The sequence below is a fragment of the Labrenzia sp. THAF187b genome, from assembly GCF_009363375.1.
In the GTDB taxonomy this organism is placed as follows: domain Bacteria; phylum Pseudomonadota; class Alphaproteobacteria; order Rhizobiales; family Stappiaceae; genus Roseibium; species Roseibium algicola.
Map to the genome: position 1 here is coordinate 4,781,579 of NZ_CP045344.1, position 15,657 is coordinate 4,797,235.

General features: G+C 57.4%; 9 protein-coding genes. 4 read left to right on the forward strand and 5 right to left on the reverse strand.

Going from position 1 to position 15,657, the window contains the following annotated elements; all coding sequences use genetic code 11:
- Window positions 1-57: 57 nt before the first annotated feature.
- The 5 genes from FIV03_RS21985 to FIV03_RS22005 form a co-directional block, all read right to left on the reverse strand.
- Window positions 58-867, reverse strand: coding sequence for an SDR family NAD(P)-dependent oxidoreductase (locus FIV03_RS21985; protein WP_152510972.1), 810 nt, complete (start codon window positions 865-867; stop codon window positions 58-60).
- 20 nt (window positions 868-887) lie between these two features.
- Complete coding sequence (locus tag FIV03_RS21990) at window positions 888-2,135, reverse strand: hypothetical protein (protein WP_173013909.1); 1,248 nt, start codon at window positions 2,133-2,135, stop codon at window positions 888-890.
- Between the two features lie 488 nt (window positions 2,136-2,623).
- The gene (locus FIV03_RS21995; protein WP_152510974.1) at window positions 2,624-3,946 is read right to left on the reverse strand and encodes a capsular biosynthesis protein; all 1,323 of its coding nucleotides are present in this window, start codon (window positions 3,944-3,946) and stop codon (window positions 2,624-2,626) included.
- Window positions 3,930-5,279, reverse strand: coding sequence for a capsular biosynthesis protein (locus tag FIV03_RS22000; protein ID WP_209009742.1), 1,350 nt, complete (start codon window positions 5,277-5,279; stop codon window positions 3,930-3,932). The genes FIV03_RS21995 and FIV03_RS22000 overlap by 17 nt, the downstream gene beginning before the upstream one ends.
- Window positions 5,280-5,352: 73 nt before the next feature.
- Window positions 5,353-6,480, reverse strand: a complete 1,128-nt coding sequence (locus FIV03_RS22005; protein ID WP_031268801.1) for a polysaccharide biosynthesis/export family protein — start codon at window positions 6,478-6,480, stop codon at window positions 5,353-5,355.
- Between the two features lie 321 nt (window positions 6,481-6,801).
- Here FIV03_RS22005 and FIV03_RS22010 point away from each other — a divergent pair, with 321 nt between their 5' ends.
- The 4 genes from FIV03_RS22010 to FIV03_RS22025 all read left to right on the forward strand — a co-directional run bounded on the left by FIV03_RS22010 (window position 6,802) and on the right by FIV03_RS22025 (window position 15,525).
- Window positions 6,802-7,902 carry an AGE family epimerase/isomerase gene (locus FIV03_RS22010; RefSeq protein WP_286202220.1) on the forward strand — a complete coding sequence of 367 codons (1,101 nt, stop codon included), beginning with the start codon at window positions 6,802-6,804 and terminating at the stop codon, window positions 7,900-7,902.
- Between the two features lie 136 nt (window positions 7,903-8,038).
- On the forward strand, window positions 8,039-8,950 hold the full coding sequence (folD, locus tag FIV03_RS22015; RefSeq protein WP_152510976.1) for a bifunctional methylenetetrahydrofolate dehydrogenase/methenyltetrahydrofolate cyclohydrolase FolD: 912 nt from the start codon (window positions 8,039-8,041) through the stop codon (window positions 8,948-8,950).
- A 240-nt stretch (window positions 8,951-9,190) separates the two neighbouring features.
- Window positions 9,191-11,173 carry an autotransporter assembly complex family protein gene (locus tag FIV03_RS22020; protein WP_209009743.1) on the forward strand — a complete coding sequence of 661 codons (1,983 nt, stop codon included), beginning with the start codon at window positions 9,191-9,193 and terminating at the stop codon, window positions 11,171-11,173.
- 26 nt (window positions 11,174-11,199) lie between these two features.
- Window positions 11,200-15,525 (forward strand): translocation/assembly module TamB domain-containing protein, encoded by a 4,326-nt coding sequence (locus FIV03_RS22025; protein ID WP_209009744.1) that lies wholly within the window; start codon window positions 11,200-11,202, stop codon window positions 15,523-15,525.
- The last annotated feature ends 132 nt before the right edge of the window (window positions 15,526-15,657 follow it).

Genomic DNA, 15,657 nt, shown 5'->3' on the forward strand with positions numbered 1-15,657 from the left:
CATGCCTCCCGCAATTGCCGGACACGAAAATGCTGTCGTGTCCGGATCGGAGGAAGCCTACCTGTCAGAGTTCTCTCGATAACGCGGATCCTGATCAATCGTCACATCAAAGCCGCCCATGAAAAGATCGCCGATCTTCGTCGGCAACAGATTTTGAAGGCGAATACCCCAGGCCAGCAAAAACGGAAACGCATAGAACGGCTTGCGACGGTCGATTGCCCGTCGCATCAATGCGGCTGCTTTTGAAGCCGGCATTTCGAACGGTTTGGCACCGTTGTGGCGCGCTGACATCGGTGAAGTGATGAACCCCGGGCAGATGATCGTCACGGATATGCCGAAGGGCTTCAACCAACCGCGAAGGGAATGCCCGTAGCCAATGAGTGCCGCCTTCGTGGCGCTGTAGCTCGGCATATCCGGCAAGGCACGCATTCCGGCCAGAGACGAGATAAGTACCAGTTGCCCACGCCGGCGTTTTTGCATGTTGTCGACGAGGCCCGTGAGGGTGTTGACCACGCCTCGATAGTTCACATCGATCTGCCGATCGCTGTCCGCATTCGTTTCGCGCGTTCGGTTGGGGCCGAGCCCGGCAGTCACACCAGCATTTGCAATGACCAGATCGACTGGATGCCGTGCATCCAGATTGCTCAGATAGCCATGCAGTGCTTCGCGATCACGAATATCGATGGCACTGATTTCACCGTCAGCACCAAGCTCGCGGATTTCCGTCAGCAAAGCTTCCAGCCGCGCCTCATCCCGGGCAATAAGGGCGAAATAGATGCCAGGACCAGCGTATTCACGAGCAAGCGCCTGCCCTATGCCGCCGCTGGCACCGGTCAACACGATGACCTTTTGTGTTTCGCCTGCCATTCTTGCCTCTCCCATGAGGGTTAGATTCCAAGTTTTCTGCCTAGCCAGGACGAGTGCCGCTTGATCGCGGTCACCAGAAGGTGCCGCTTGTCTGTCCGTTGCTCCGCAAGCCGCGCAACCAGAAACTCCGGTGAGCATGGCAACAAGGAAACCGGGTCAATTGTGCGGGCATACTTCACGAGAGCCAGATAGACCAGCTCCGGCAAGGTGCGGCTTGTGCCTCTGCCCTCAATCTGGGTCAAGTCCTCACAAAGACCCCAGCCGGCATAAAAGGGCGCTCCATGGACACATACCTTCTTGCCCCGCAGCAAAGCTTCGAACCCCGATAACGAAGAAAAAGTCTCGACACCATCGACTGCTTCTATGAGGTCGATGATATTCGCATCTTCGGCAATTTCATCGGCGTATTCCAACGCGGTTTCACGAGGCACCTTGCCTTTGCGCAAACCGGTCTCAACATCGGGATGCGGCTTGAAAACCAGGAACGCCTCGGGATGACGGGCACGGGCGAGGCGAAGCAGATCGAGATTCACGTTCGGTGTGTTGGCGCAATCGATCGTCGCAGATCTGGATTTTCTGATTGCCGCATCGTCCGCAACCTGCCCCGGTACGAGGATCTTTTCCTTGTTGGCCGGATAGGCAAATGAACGCGTCTTGCCGAAATTGTATTTGGAGACCCTGGCGCGAATGATCAGGTCGATCAAAACTTCGCCCCGGTTCCGTTCTTCCGGTGAAAGCTCGTACCCTTTCAGTAGAACCTCAAGCCGGCTGGGCCGAGAGGGGTCGTAGTAGATGCCGAGGTCATCGACGGCAAGCATAGCCCCTCTTGCAAGGCCTGCACCAAGACCGACGGAGCGCAAGAAACCGTCTTCTATGCGCGACAACTGAATCCCGTTTTGTATGCAAATCTGCTCGAACGCGGGATCGGTACGTCCCGCCCAGGAATATATCCGCCCGCCGTCACTCCGTGCGGCTGAGACTGCATCCTCTTGGGATTCGTGAAACGTGACCGCCCCGCCTTTTCCGGAAAAGGTAGCGTTGATCGAAGGATGGTTCCAATACTGCGCGCCGTAGCAATGGCCAGGCATGGCGTTGTCCTGCCACTGCTCCTGCATGAGCGAGTGGATCTCCAGCGCTTCACCGGGGTGCAGAAGATCGCCTGTATAAGGTGAGAACCAGGCAGTCCGGCAAGACAATATCCAGTTCAGCAGGTCGTCGATGGCTAGCTGCTCAAGAGCAGCCTTGTTCTTGAGTTCGGCCCAGAACAAGGCGCCCTCTTGTCGGACCTCGTCTCCGGCCAAAAGCCTCTGAAGCGAAAGACCTTCGGCTCCAGCAACCGCAGTTTCGCCCGCCGCGGAACAGGAGAGCAACTTCTCACGCCAAGTGCCCGTAAAATCGCAAACCGACGCATTGTTTCGGCCATGTCGGACGAACTGCCGGATTAGCGCGTCAAAGGCGACGCTCATCAAAGAACGTTCTTTCAGCTCGGAGCGGCTCACTGGCAAAAGAATTAAACTGGAGGGCAGCCGCCGGGCTTGTGCAGGTGTCGGTCCTTCCAGGACTAGAAGAAGGCTACCTGTGGCAGGCTTCATTCTGCTGAACGCATTGGCATTTTTCAGCCAAACTGCCTGATAAGGACTGGTATCTGAACTCTCAAGGATCCCGCCCTCGAGAGCCGCTTGAAGCCGGGCCTCCAACGGCCGAAGCTCCGGGTCGACAATCTTCAACGCCGACTTATGCCCCTTCAACCAACCGATCACAACGGCACTCCGAGCGCACGTGCCCTGGCGAGCCTGGGAGGAGGATCGACATAGGCTCCGAAGGCGTTCAAGTCTCTATTGGCAATCTTTTCGGCAATGTTTTTTGCCGCGACTGCGACACCTTCCGAATTGTGAATCGACCCTCGTACCTGCGTTGAAGCTGCCAGCGCCTGAACGTAAATGAGAAGAAGGTCACGATCCGGCTGATCCGGCTCATTCCAGAAACTCGCCAGATCACCCTGGTGGGTCAGGCCGGCAATATCGTAGTGGGCCGGCACCAGCGTCTTCACCGGCACGCCAGCTTGCAAGGCTTCCAGCCCGGCAGTGGAATTCAGCGTCACGACCCCGAGCGCCTTTTCGAACGGCTTCGCAAGGCCGCCGCCATCGAGAAAATGCACCCTGTGTTGCAAGCCGAAGCGGTCTGCAAGTTGATCTGCAACACCCGGCCAGTCTTCGAAGCCGACATCGAGAGGGTGGCTCTTCAAGACCAGGTGAACGTCGTCATCTGCCACTTCTGCCAAGGATCGAAAAACGACCTCCAGAACCTCTTCAAAACTGTGGAATGGAGAATGTCTGCGCAACTGGAAATCTCCCTCCAGCTGCAATGGCAGCACGTAATAGCGAACCGCCTTCTCCTGCAATTCCGCAAGCTGGCGTTCAGCTGCCCTGTTCCTCCGCTTTTCCTTCAACAGCCTGACTGCTCCGCGCAGATATTCAGCAACCGGGGAATAGATCGTGTGCCGCTGATAGGCAGGATAGAGCGGCTTCAGGAAGACATTCGTCAGGTTATAAACCACGTCAGGCGCTGTCTGGAGCCAGAAGCTGGAGGGATACCGCGGGGTGAGATCCACCGCCCCCGCAGTCTCGGCTATGCGCCTTATCGCAGCCGGGTCGGAAGGAAAGTGACTGAGCGTGGACAAACCGGTTCGCTCCAGCGTCATCCAGCCGGGCCGCAACGCCCCGAGTTCTGTCACGGCAACATAAACGCCTAGCCGGACTGCCTTTTCGATTGCAAGGCGATGGTAAAGGCGCTGATCCCCATGAAGAACGAGATCTGTAATCTCGTGTTTGCGCAAATAGTCTTCTATGTAGGCCGGCCATTCGGATGGCTGCCCCTTGAAACTGATACAGCCCTTTCCGTGCCAATGCAGCCAGTCACCAGCGCAGAAATTGATCCGATGAACCTCAAACCCGAGGGCTTTGAGGCAATCACCCGTTTGCTTGTAGAGCGGAGATAGCGGTCCCTGCAGAAATAAGACCCGTCTTACGACATTTGGGCGAGTTTCCGTTGCCAGGGTCGGCTCAACCGCGCCAGACATGTGTCCACCGTTCGGTTTTGCCACGCCGTTCCAGTTGTTCGGAAAAGGTCGTCGCGATCCCTCTCGCCTGCGCCTTTTGCAAACGAGGCGGCATTTCACAGAAGGCTTGCGGCAAATTAACCGTGTCCGCAATCATCCGTTCCGCCATCATGTCGGCAGCCGCCTCTCTGCCTTCCTTGGTATAGAAACATCCCTTGACCTGAATGGACGCTGCAAGCAACCGTTCAAGCGCATCCAGCAGATCCTGATCCGGCATCGTCGGGTTCCGCCAGAAATCATCAAGAGGGTTCTGGCACGTCAGCCCTGCGATATCATAAAGTGCGATGCCGAGAACCTTCGTGGGGCAATTCGCCCTGAGGGCATGCAGACCGGTGGTGCTGTTTATCGTCAAAGAGCCTGCTGCGTGTTCCAGTAGCCGGTTCAGGTTGCCACCATCCACCAGAACCACACGCTTCTTGACCCGGTATTTCTTGGCGAGCGTCCGCAGGATTCGCCCCCAGGGCTCCATGCCATTGTCCAGAGGGTGGACCTTGAAGACAAGGCGCGCCGCGACAGGTGCGTTTTCTGCAAACGACTTGATGACCTCCTCCGCAGCATCCGCAATATGGTCATACTGGGAGTTATAGCGCAGCTGATAGTCGCTCTGAAGCTGAAGGGGAAAGACGTAGTATGGCAGGCCAGTCGCAATAATGTCGTCAATCACGTGGTGGGCGTGCCTGTTGCGGCTTTTGGCGAGCGAGAATCGCGGAATATTGCTCAGGTAGTCGATCAGCGGATGATAAAGCTTGTCACGGACATACCTGGGATATGACAACGCGAAGATCACGTTGGACATATTGTAGGTTACCTCGTTCACCGCTTCGTTGATGAACGGGTACTTGTAGAGAGCCTGCCGGTCGATATCCGGAAGGCTGCTGCCTACCTTCATGATGAGTTCCGGATCATCCGGAAACCGGGAGTGCGCGGACATTCCGCAATGTTCAAGCGTTATCCAGTCCGGACGCAGATAGCCGTTTTCAAAGGTCAGACACGTTATGCCGAGTTCAGCCCCCACTTCCGCCGCTGCGACATGATAAGGCACACGATCCGCGTAATAGACGATGTGGGTAATCTTCTGGTCGAGACAGTAGGCTCGAAGCCATTTGGGCCAGTTTCGCAAGGAGCCGCGATAGGATGTACATCTGCGGTCGTGCCAACCGATCCAGTCGCCGGCACACAGGTTCACCCGGCGTGTGGACGCCCCTGCTTTTTCAAGGCTGTCGGCAATGGTTCGCGCAAAAACGCCAGGCGGCCCTTGCAGAAACAGCACCACCATTGAACTGACTGAAACCATGCAATCTGCCAACCTACCGGCTTTAACGGCCCACCATGTTTATCTGAGCCGTTAAATCTTCGTACGGCAACTGTTAATCCGTGATGTTACTTACCACAGAGTAGTTGCTGATGAGCGGAGCGATGATTTGCAGGAACTTGCCAAGCTCAGCAGTCGGATGGTTCGAAACGAACAGGATGTCCTTGTCCCGCATTTCGAATTTCTGCGACATGAAAAAGCCCTTCGGATCGCGAAGGCTCAGTTTGTAGACAAGAGGAACACTCTGACCGGTCAGCTTGTCCGCGAGAAGAGGCTTGAGCTTTCGCACGAGCGCAGCATCCTCAAAGCGGAACAGGAAGACACCGTTTGCATCCGCACGGTCATCCCGCAAACCACCCACCGTCGCCAGAGCCTCGGCCATCGTGACGGTTTTCGTCTTGAACGGAACGAGCTGGTTTGCCTTGAGGGCACCGAAAGCAGAGAAAGTACGCGGGCGATGCGACAGAAGAATGTTGTCGTTGGGCGCGATCAGAACGTTGTTTTCCGGGTAATCGATCAGGTCTTCCAGACGGGTGGTACCGGCGCGGTTGCCGCGCTTCAGCGTAACCACGGTCTCATAGGTCGCGTCGCGCGCGCCACCTGCCTGCGCAACGAGGTCGAGCAAGCGGGTATTTCGCAGCGGCAACGGATAAACGCCCGGCTTGGCGACATCGCCGACGACAACCGCGGTTGAGCTCAGCTTGTCTCTGAGGGAAATCAGAACCTGCGGCTCAACGGCCTTGCCGACGAGTTTCTGCTGCACCGACTGGCGCAAGCCCTCAATACTGAGGCCTGCTGCCCGTATACGGCCAGCGTACGGCACGAAGATATAGCCGCTCTCGTCAACAACGGACGGAATGTTGCTCGACCCGCCACCGCCACTGCTGAACAGGCCGTCTGGCGACGCCTCCCAGATAGTGACATTCAGCGTGTCGCCAACACCGAGGAGCGTTGAAGACCCGCCACTTCCAACTCCGTGGAACTGGTTGGCGAAAGCAAGCGGACGGTAATTCTTGATGGTGTCAATGTTGGACGGTTCGACAACGACGACGGTGTAATCACCCGTCTGTGCACTGTTTTCGACATCTTGCGACGAAATATTTATCGCAGCCGGACCCTCGCCCGGCAGGGCGGAGCACCCAAACAGAACTCCGGCAGCCGCCAATACTGACAAAAAACGCATTAGTACCCAATCCACCCAAATTGCTGCCAAGTCTGGTAACACCCTCTTGCAAGGTTGTCCAAGACGCATCGCAGCTTTCCCCGGGAGAAACCTCCCAGCTGTGACTTTGCTGTAACACTACACCGTCTTTTCCTAGTGAATTGATAAATTTCCAATTTATCGTCTTCTGTTCGGCATGTGAGCGTCGATAATCGAATTCAGCGTCAGAGCTTCCAACATCTGTCTTCGGGGTATCTTATGACCGCCAGCAACCGGCATAACGACATTAAAAACATTAAAATTCTCTCGTCAGAATTAACAATCTGGCTGCGGGATTCGGCCTTGCCGCTCTGGTCAACTGCCGGTATCGACCCGCAAACAAAAACCAGTCTTGACGTTATCGACCTCAAAACAGGTGCCGGCCTTCCGGTCACGCGGCGCGCGCGGGTCGTGAGCAGGCAGATCTATTCCTTTCTGGAAGGCAAGAAGCTCGGGTGGACGGGACCAGCCGAGGAATTAGCGACCGGACTTTATGGCTGGTACACGAGCACATTCCTGATGCCGGACGGACACTACGCCTCTTGCGTTGACATGAATAACACCGTCACAGACACGAGTTTCGACCTCTACAATCAGTCTTTTTCCCTCTTTGGCTTCGCCAAGCTGGCAGCGGATCTTCCTGCCTGTAAAACCAGCGCAAGCGAACAGGCCGACAAGCTGCTGGATCATCTGATGACGGCCTATCGTCATCCGGAAGCAGGATTTCAAGAAGCCTCTCCCGCGAAGGCACCGCTTTGCTCCAATCCGCACATGCACATGTTCGAAGCGTGCCTCGCATGGGAAAAAGTCTCTTCGGATACGGCCTGGGCGGACCTTGCCGATGAAATCGCCGAACTTGCGCTGACGCGATTCATCGACCCGGTTTCAGGCGGGCTTCGGGAATTCTTCAACAGCAACTGGACCCCGTTTGATGGTGACAAAGGCCGTGTCATGGAGCCCGGTCACCAGTTCGAATGGGCGTGGCTCCTGACAAGATGGGGGCAATCGAGAAAGGATGCCGGTGCCTTGATAGCTGCTCGGCGTCTCTACGACATTGCATGGACCTACGGCATAGACGAAAGCCGCGGTGTTGCCTTCATGGCCTTGAACGACGATTTTTCCGTCCGAGACCCTATGGCACGCCTGTGGGGACAGACGGAATGGATCAAGGCTGCCGTCGCTCTGGCAGAAGTTTCAACAGGCGCGGAAAGGGATGCCTACCTGGCGGATATTCCGGAAGCCGTCCATGCACTGAAAGTCTATTTTGCAGATGTCCCCGCCGGCTTGTGGCGAGACAAGCTCTCTCCAGACGGAACCTTTGTCGATGAGCCTGCACCGGCAAGTTCGCTCTATCACATCGTTTGCGCCATCTCGGAACTTCACGATTTCGCAGAATCACTTTGACCGGGTCGTCGGGGTTAAAAAGGCATGCATGGCGAAACCAGAGCAGTAAAAGACGCATTCGGCCTTTTTCATTTCGATACAGAGCTCTATAGCTTGTCGCCGGTTTAAGAAGACGTGCGACCAATGAGGAGGCCGAATGCCCAAGGCTCAGATCATCGATGGCAAGGCCATCGCGGAAAGTGTCAGGCAAGAAATCACCAACCGGGCAGCCAAGCTGCTGGAAACCAGCGGCAAACGCCCCGGTCTGGCGGTCGTCCTGGTGGGTGAGGATCCTGCCAGCCAGGTCTACGTACGCAACAAGGACAGGGCCGCCGAAGCCTGCGGTTTTCACTCTGTGAAACACACGCTTGCTGCTGACACCAGCGAGGACGCTGTACTGGCACTTGTCGACCAGCTCAACAACGACCCTGATATTCACGGAATTCTGGTACAGCTGCCTTTGCCGGGACATATCGACGAGAGCAAGGTGCTGCGCCTCATCCGCCCGGAAAAGGACGTCGACGGATTCCATCCTGTCAATGTTGGACTGCTGACTGCCGGAGAACGGGACAGTGCGCTGGTGCCCTGCACGCCTGCCGGTAGCCTGGTGCTGTTGAAGCGCACACTCGGCGACACGCTCTCGGGTCTCAACGCAGTCGTGGTGGGCCGGTCCAACATCGTCGGCAAACCCATGGCGAGCCTTCTGCTTCAGGAAAGCTGCACTGTCACGATCGCTCATAGCCGCACCAGAGACCTGCCGGACGTCGTGCGTTCCGCGGACATCGTCGTCGCGGCGGTCGGTCGGCCGGAGATGATCAAGGGCGATTGGATCAAGCCGGGCGCGACCGTTATCGATGTCGGCATCAACCGAATTCCGGCTCCGGACCTGGGTGAAGGCAAGGCTCGCCTGGTTGGCGACGTGAACTTTGCAGAGGCAGCAGAGGTTGCAGGAGCCATTACACCGGTTCCCGGTGGTGTTGGTCCAATGACGATTGCAATGCTGATGGTCAACACCTTGACGGCTGCTCGCCGTCTGCTTGACCTTCCGGAGGAAGAAGCGCTTTTTTGAGTAATAACCGGCCGGCATGAAAGCGCGAGCAAGAATACTCTCGCTCGTTCTTACGGCACATTCACTAAAGTCTTGTGCCACCTTCTCTCTTGAACTCGTTCCGGTGCCATGGTCTATCGTGTTTGTATTCGCTTAACCATGGCCCTTTAAGGTGCGTAACGTAGGGGCTGCAAACGCAGATGGTTGAATTGCGCTGTAATCAGACGCAATTCGGCTGACCAATTAAACAGGCGGCAGTGAGTGAAGGGTCTACCGTCTTGCAAGTCCGGCAGGTTCGCCGGCAGGCGTTTCAACGCATTTTCCTCATTGGCAGCCTGGTTGGCTGGCGGTGTTTCTTTTGTTGCCTTGCGCCCGGCTGGCGCTGGGTTGGCCTGTGCCCTTCTTCTTGCAGCTCCCCTTCCCGCAAATTCCTTTGAAATCTTCGGCTGGAAGTTTTTCGAATCGGCGGAAGACGAAGCCAACGCTGTTCCTGATCCCCTGCCCTATGAGGCAGACCTGACAATCTCCAATGGTGCGGATGATCTCACCAAGGAATTGAAAGACGCCTCGCTGCTGGTGCAGCAACAGGAAAAGCCTCCCTCCGGCGAGGCAGGCCTGCTCGCACGCTCTCTTTCTGATCGCGAACGGCTGATCGCCCAGCTTTATGCCGATGGCCGCTACGGTGGAACTGTCGATATCACGCTTGCAGGCATTCCGCTTGAAACCGCTCTTGAACAAAGTGATTTGCCTGACGCTCGGCCGGTGAAGGTTGAGATCCTGGTCAATCCGGGGCCGGTCTTCACCTTCAGCAATATCGACGTGTCGTCCCAGGACGGCGATCTGTCCACCGACCCGTCCTTCTGGGGCCTCGCGAAAGGCGAGGTCGCTGCTTCCGGCAAGATCCTGACGGCGGAAAAGCGCATGATCGCGGTTCTGCGCGATCGCGGATATCCGAAGGCGCGGATTGCAGAACGCCGGATAACCGCGGACCATAGCACCAACACCCTCGCCGTGGCGCTGATCGCCGATGCCGGCCACCAGGCACGTTTCGGCCCGGTCTCGGTCAAGGGTACGGAAGTCACCGACCCGGATTTCGTCGTCCAGCAGGCAATGCTTCCGGTCGGAGGCGTCTATTCGCCTGAAGACCTGGCCCGTGCACGCAAACGGCTCAACGAACTTGGCATCTTCTCGTCCATCCGGCTCGTGGAAGGGGAAATCGAAGGCCCAGACGGCACCATGCCGGTCACCATCGAGGTGAGCGAGCGCAAGCGCCACGTGATCGGTGCCGGTGCTTCCTGGTCCAGCACCGAGGGCTTTGGTGTCGAATCCTACTGGCGCAGAAGAAACCTCTTCGGCCGCGGCGAATTGCTCTCTGTCGAAGGATCCGTTGGCAGGATCGGCAACGAGAGCGTCCTCGACATGGAGTACTCGGCCCGGATTGCCTTTGAAAAGCCAGGCGTTTTCGGCCCGCTTACCAGCTTTTCGACCAGCCTGCAGGCACGCCAGGAACATCCCGATGCCTACAAAAGCCGGTCGATTACCTATGACGCCTATCTCAACAGGGAGTTTTCCGAGCAGCTGAAAGGCCGCGCGGGCGCGGAGGTCTTTTACGCCAAGGAAGAAGACGCCTTCGGCGAAGGCGACTACCTGCTGGTCGGGTTGCCGGCGGACCTGACCTTCGACAATCGTGATGACAAGCTCAATCCGTCCAAGGGGATTTTCGCTGCCCTGTTTGCAGAGCCCGCTTACGATACCCTGAACAGCAACGCGATGGGTTTCATCAAAGGCACTGTTTCCAGTTACTATGCGCTCGATCAGGCCAAGCGCTTCATTCTTGCGGGCCGTGTCTCCACAGGGTCGATCCTGGCGCCGTCCGTGGAATCGGTTCCCGCCAGCCGGCGGTTCATCGCCGGTGGTGGCGGGTCCATCAGGGGTTACGCCTATCGCAACGTCGGCCCACGCAAGGATGGTGAAGTTACCGGTGGACGCTCAATTATCGAGCTTTCCGGTGAAGTTCGCGTCATGGTAACCGAAACTATTGGAATCGTTGGATTTGTTGATGCAGGTAATGCATACGAAGACAGCATTCCTGATTTTTCCGAGAGCCTGAAGGTGGGCGTTGGTGCTGGTCTGCGCTACTTTACTCCAATAGGCCCGCTTCGAGTCGATGCTGCGGTGCCGCTGGATCCGGGACAGGATGACCCGGACTTCGCCCTTTATGTAGGTTTGAGCCAGGCATTCTAACGCAGATGCGTTTTCTGAAACTTTCCTTGCGAATCTTCGGATTCCTGATCGCGGTTGCGATTGCTGTTCCCGTCCTCGCCCTTTGTGCGCTGCAAGTGCCGGCGGGCCGCACCTTTGTGTCCAGCGTCGTCAGCACGCTTGCCTCGTCCGACAATCAGATCATCACGATCGAAGATTTGTACATCAGCTTTGGGCTGAAGGCTGAAGTCGGAAAGGTCTCCCTGGCCGACAAGGAAGGAACCTGGCTGAACGTCGAGAACGTTGCAGCCGACTGGCATCCCATGCGGCTCCTTGCCGGCACACTCGATATTTCTTCTCTCACCGCATCCCGGATAGATCTGGAAAGAACACCTGTCCAGCCACCGGCTGAAGAGGTTGCCGCGACAGAGGAGAGCAGTTCATCGGGCGGTGTCTCGCTGCCATTTAACGTCACTCTAGAACGTCTGGGCCTTGACGAAATCAACCTCGGAGCTCCCCTACTGGGTGTACCTGTCTCCCTGACGGCCGCAGGATCAGGCTCTTTCGCGCTCGACCCGGCACTTGTCACTGCCGATCTCGACCTGCACAGGATCGACGGGATAGAAGCCGGTCTTGTGGCCAAGGCACAGTTTGAACCCGCCGCCGAAACGCTTGCCTTCGATATTGAAGTGTCCGAACCGCGTGGGGGCCTTGCAGCACGTCTTCTTGAAGTTCCCGACCTGCCCGCGCTGGATTTGTCGCTCAAAGGTGATGGTCCCCTGACCGACTGGGCAGCGAACCTGAGTGTGGCTCTCGATGGCAGGACCACCGTCACTGGTTCGGCAAAAATCGAGGAAAATGCATCCGAACGGCATCTGGCCTTCGATCTGGATGGTGATCTCGCGCCACTTGCACCTCCCGCGGCACAAGCATTTCTGCTCGGAACGACAAATGCCAAAGGAGCTGCCAGGTTCTCTACGGAGTTCGCCCCTCTTTCGGCCAACCTGACTTTGAAAACACAAACGCTTTCCCTGGAAGCAAAAGCTGATCTTGAGAACGATGCCGTCAACGCCACGGCGGATCTTGCCGTAAGTGCCGGGAATGACGCGCTGATTGCGCTCGACCTTGGCGAGAGGCGCATTGCCTTCGGTCCCTTGAGCGGAATGGTACGCGTTTCCGGACAACGTTCCGCGGTCGACTGGCAAACCAAGATTGACCTTAAGTCACTGCAGACAACGGAAGCCAGGACTGGAGCCATCACGCTGACGTCCTTCGGGAATGGAGCGGATCTCTCCGAAGGAAGTCTGACGTCCCCCTTCTCGCTATCGCTCGCCATTGACAGGCTGGAAGGCATTACCCCGCAAACAGAGCCTTTGACCGGTTCGCTTGAATTGAAGGCTACGGGCGCCGTGAACGGCTCAACCCAATCGGCTGAGATCAAGGACCTTACCCTTTCAACCGCTGTCGCCTCGCTAGCTCTGTCGGACACGAACCTGTCAGCCCACGCTGTCAACGGATCGGGCACGCTTTCGCTCGCCGACCTTTCCCGTCTGTCAGGCCTGGCAGGCCGTGATCTGGCCGGTGCTTTGAACGGAACATTTTCACTGGATCTTGATCCAAGCCAACTGTCGGGCACGATCACCAGCGCTCTCGTCACCAGGGATGTCGGAACGGCAATTCCTCAGGCCGACGCGCTTCTTGAGGGTGAAACACGCATCGACGTGTCTGTCGATCTTCAAGGCGTGGACGATATTACCGTCACCAGTCTCGCTGTTTCGAACAAGGCGCTGGATGCGGAAGGGAATGCCCGTTACCGGCAGAACGAACTCAGTTCCAGCCTGACGACCAGCCTTGCCGATCTCGCCAAGGTCAACCCGCAACTTGCCGGCTCGCTGGAACTCGAAGCGAGCACGGAAGGTCCGATCGATGCGCTTGAAGTGCAGGCGGTCGCCTCTTCAAAGCAGATCATGCTCGCAGGCACACCACTGGATGACTTGAAGCTTTCTGCAGAGGCAATGGCCAACCCAGCCGCGCCTACAGCCAAGATTACCAGCAGTGCCAGCCTGAATGGCCAACCCATTGCGGTTGATGTCGAGCTTACCAGCAAGGACGGTGGGGCAAGTGTCAGCCCGCTTTCCGTAAAACTGGCCGGCAACACCGTGACCGGTGAACTTTCTCTGGCAGACCTCGACAAGCCTGTTGAAACGCTCAAGGGCACGTTGAACATCGATGCTCCGGACCTTGCCTCGCTCTCTCCGCTCCTCCTGACGGAAATCGCCGGACGTATTCAAGGTACCGTGACAGCCAATCCGGAAACGCGGCAACTCGCACTTGATGTTTCCGGAAGCGATATCAGCGTGCCCGCAGTCAGTCTCGGCAGCGTGAAGCTCAAGGCCAATCTTACTGCCCCATACGAGCCGGAAACCGTCACTGCGGACATTCAGCTGTCAGACATCCTGACAGACGCGACCCCGGTTCATGCGGTCAGCCTTCAGGCCCAGCCTCAAAATGGCGGCACCGCAATCACGGCGGACGTCAAGCTGGACAAGAACGGCAAGGATGGCGTGACGCTTGCAGCGCAGGTGAACGAACCGGAAGCTGGCTCCTACGTCGTCGCCCTTTCAGAGCTTGCCATGCGATATCAGGGTATCGCCAGCCAGTTGAAGCAGCCGACGACCATTTCCTATGCGGCCGGTGAAGCGACGATCGAACCACTGGAGCTTCAGCTTGGCAATGGCTCGCTTGCGTTGTCAGGCAAGGCCGGCGAGACGCTTGACCTGAACGCCAACCTGACATCCATTCCGCTCAATCTTGCCAACGCCTTTGTTCCCTCGCTTGGTCTCGGCGGTGCTCTGTCCGGGAAGGTGTCTGCGACCGGAAGCTCATCGGCTCCAGAGGCGACCTGGTCGATCTCCGGAACAGGTCTGACGGCAAACGAGTTGCGAAACAACGGTCTGGCCGCGCTCAGTCTGTCGACCTCAGGCACATTGAAGGACAACCGGATCGACCAGACAACCAAGGTCAGCGATCCGAATGGACTGAATCTCACGGCTGCGGGAACGGTCGGGCTGCAGAAACCCAATCCGATTGCTCTTACCCTGAATGGCAACGTGCCGACCGCCGCTCTCAGACGCCCCATGATCGAGGCAGGTTTGCGCGGTGAAGGTACAATCGCCCTGAGCGGCAATGTCGGCGGTTCTGCGGCAACCCCCACTTACCAGATCACTGCCACGCCCAACGGTTTGAAGATCACCAGCCTGTCGACAGGTATCACTGTTCAGAACATTCGCGGCACAGCTTCTGTCAGCCAGAACCAAGCGTCGCTGAACGGCATTGCAGGTGACCTTGCGACGGGCGGTTCCATGTCGGCGTCAGGTACCGTTGGCATGAAGGACGGTTTTCCGGCGGATCTCAGCCTGAAACTGGACAATGGGCGCTATGTCGATCCTGGCCTGGTGACTGCGGAAGTGAATGCAGATCTCAAGGTTTCCGGTCCGCTTGCTTCCACCAGCGCATCAGCCCTTATCAGTGGGCAGGTATCGATCAACAAGGCGGATGTCTCAATTCCCGAGTATCTGCCCGGTGCGATACCTCCCGTTGATGTTCGGCATATCAATGCTTCTAAGGCGATCCAGCAGCAGGTTGCAGAACTTGGTGGCGAAGTCTCCCAAACACAGACGCAGCAAAAGACCTTCCCGCCGCGTCTGGACATCGTCCTGTCCGCACCGGGACGGATCTTCATTCGCGGTCGTGGTCTTGATGCGGAACTACAGGGCGATCTCAAGATCGTCGGTACAACGGCCTCGCCGCAGGCAATCGGTGCTTTCGGACTGAAGCGTGGCCAGCTCGACATTCTCACACGCCGCCTGATTTTCTCTCGCGGCAATGCCACATTCGAGGGCTCATTGACGCCTGTCCTCGACTTTGCGGCAACGACAGTGGTGAGCGACACGACCATCACCGTTACCGTGAGCGGTGAGGCAGACGATCCCCAGATCGCGTTCTCCTCGTCTCCCGAACTTCCGCAAGATGAAGTTCTGGCACTGCTTCTGTTCGGCAAGAGCGTCGGCAACCTGTCGCCCACACAGGTGGCACGGCTTGCGGCGGCCATAGCCACGCTCACCGGGGGCAGCGACAACGGACCGCTTGCCACGATCCGGAAATCTCTGGGCCTGGATGCCATCGACATCAACACGGACGGGGACAACGGCCCTTCTGTCGCTGTCGGCAAATACATCAACGACAACATCTATGTCGGTGTTGAACAAGGCACGGGTACCGGCTCCAGCCGGGTGAAGGTCGACATTGACCTGGACCGCGGGCTGAAGGTCCGTGGTGAAGTTGGTGCGGACGGATCTTCTAAGGCCGGTATCTTTTTTGAACGCGAGTATTGAGCCCACTCCCGTTCCCGGCAAATCTGACAGGGGCGAAGCGTGTAGCCGCCGCTGGAAACCGCGATTGCGACAAATTGCCCGCCAACGGTTGCGGTGCACTCGCGTCTCGTGCGAGTGTGCCTGCCATGACCA

Coding starts and splice junctions, on each gene's coding strand:
- FIV03_RS21985 (WP_152510972.1), bottom strand. CDS start 867: ATGGCAGGCGAAACACAAAAGGTCATCGTGTTGACCGGTGCCAGCGGC.
- FIV03_RS21995 (WP_152510974.1), bottom strand. CDS start 3,946: ATGTCTGGCGCGGTTGAGCCGACCCTGGCAACGGAAACTCGCCCAAAT.
- FIV03_RS22000 (WP_209009742.1), bottom strand. CDS start 5,279: ATGGTTTCAGTCAGTTCAATGGTGGTGCTGTTTCTGCAAGGGCCGCCT.
- FIV03_RS22005 (WP_031268801.1), bottom strand. CDS start 6,480: ATGCGTTTTTTGTCAGTATTGGCGGCTGCCGGAGTTCTGTTTGGGTGC.
- folD (WP_152510976.1), top strand. CDS start 8,039: ATGCCCAAGGCTCAGATCATCGATGGCAAGGCCATCGCGGAAAGTGTC.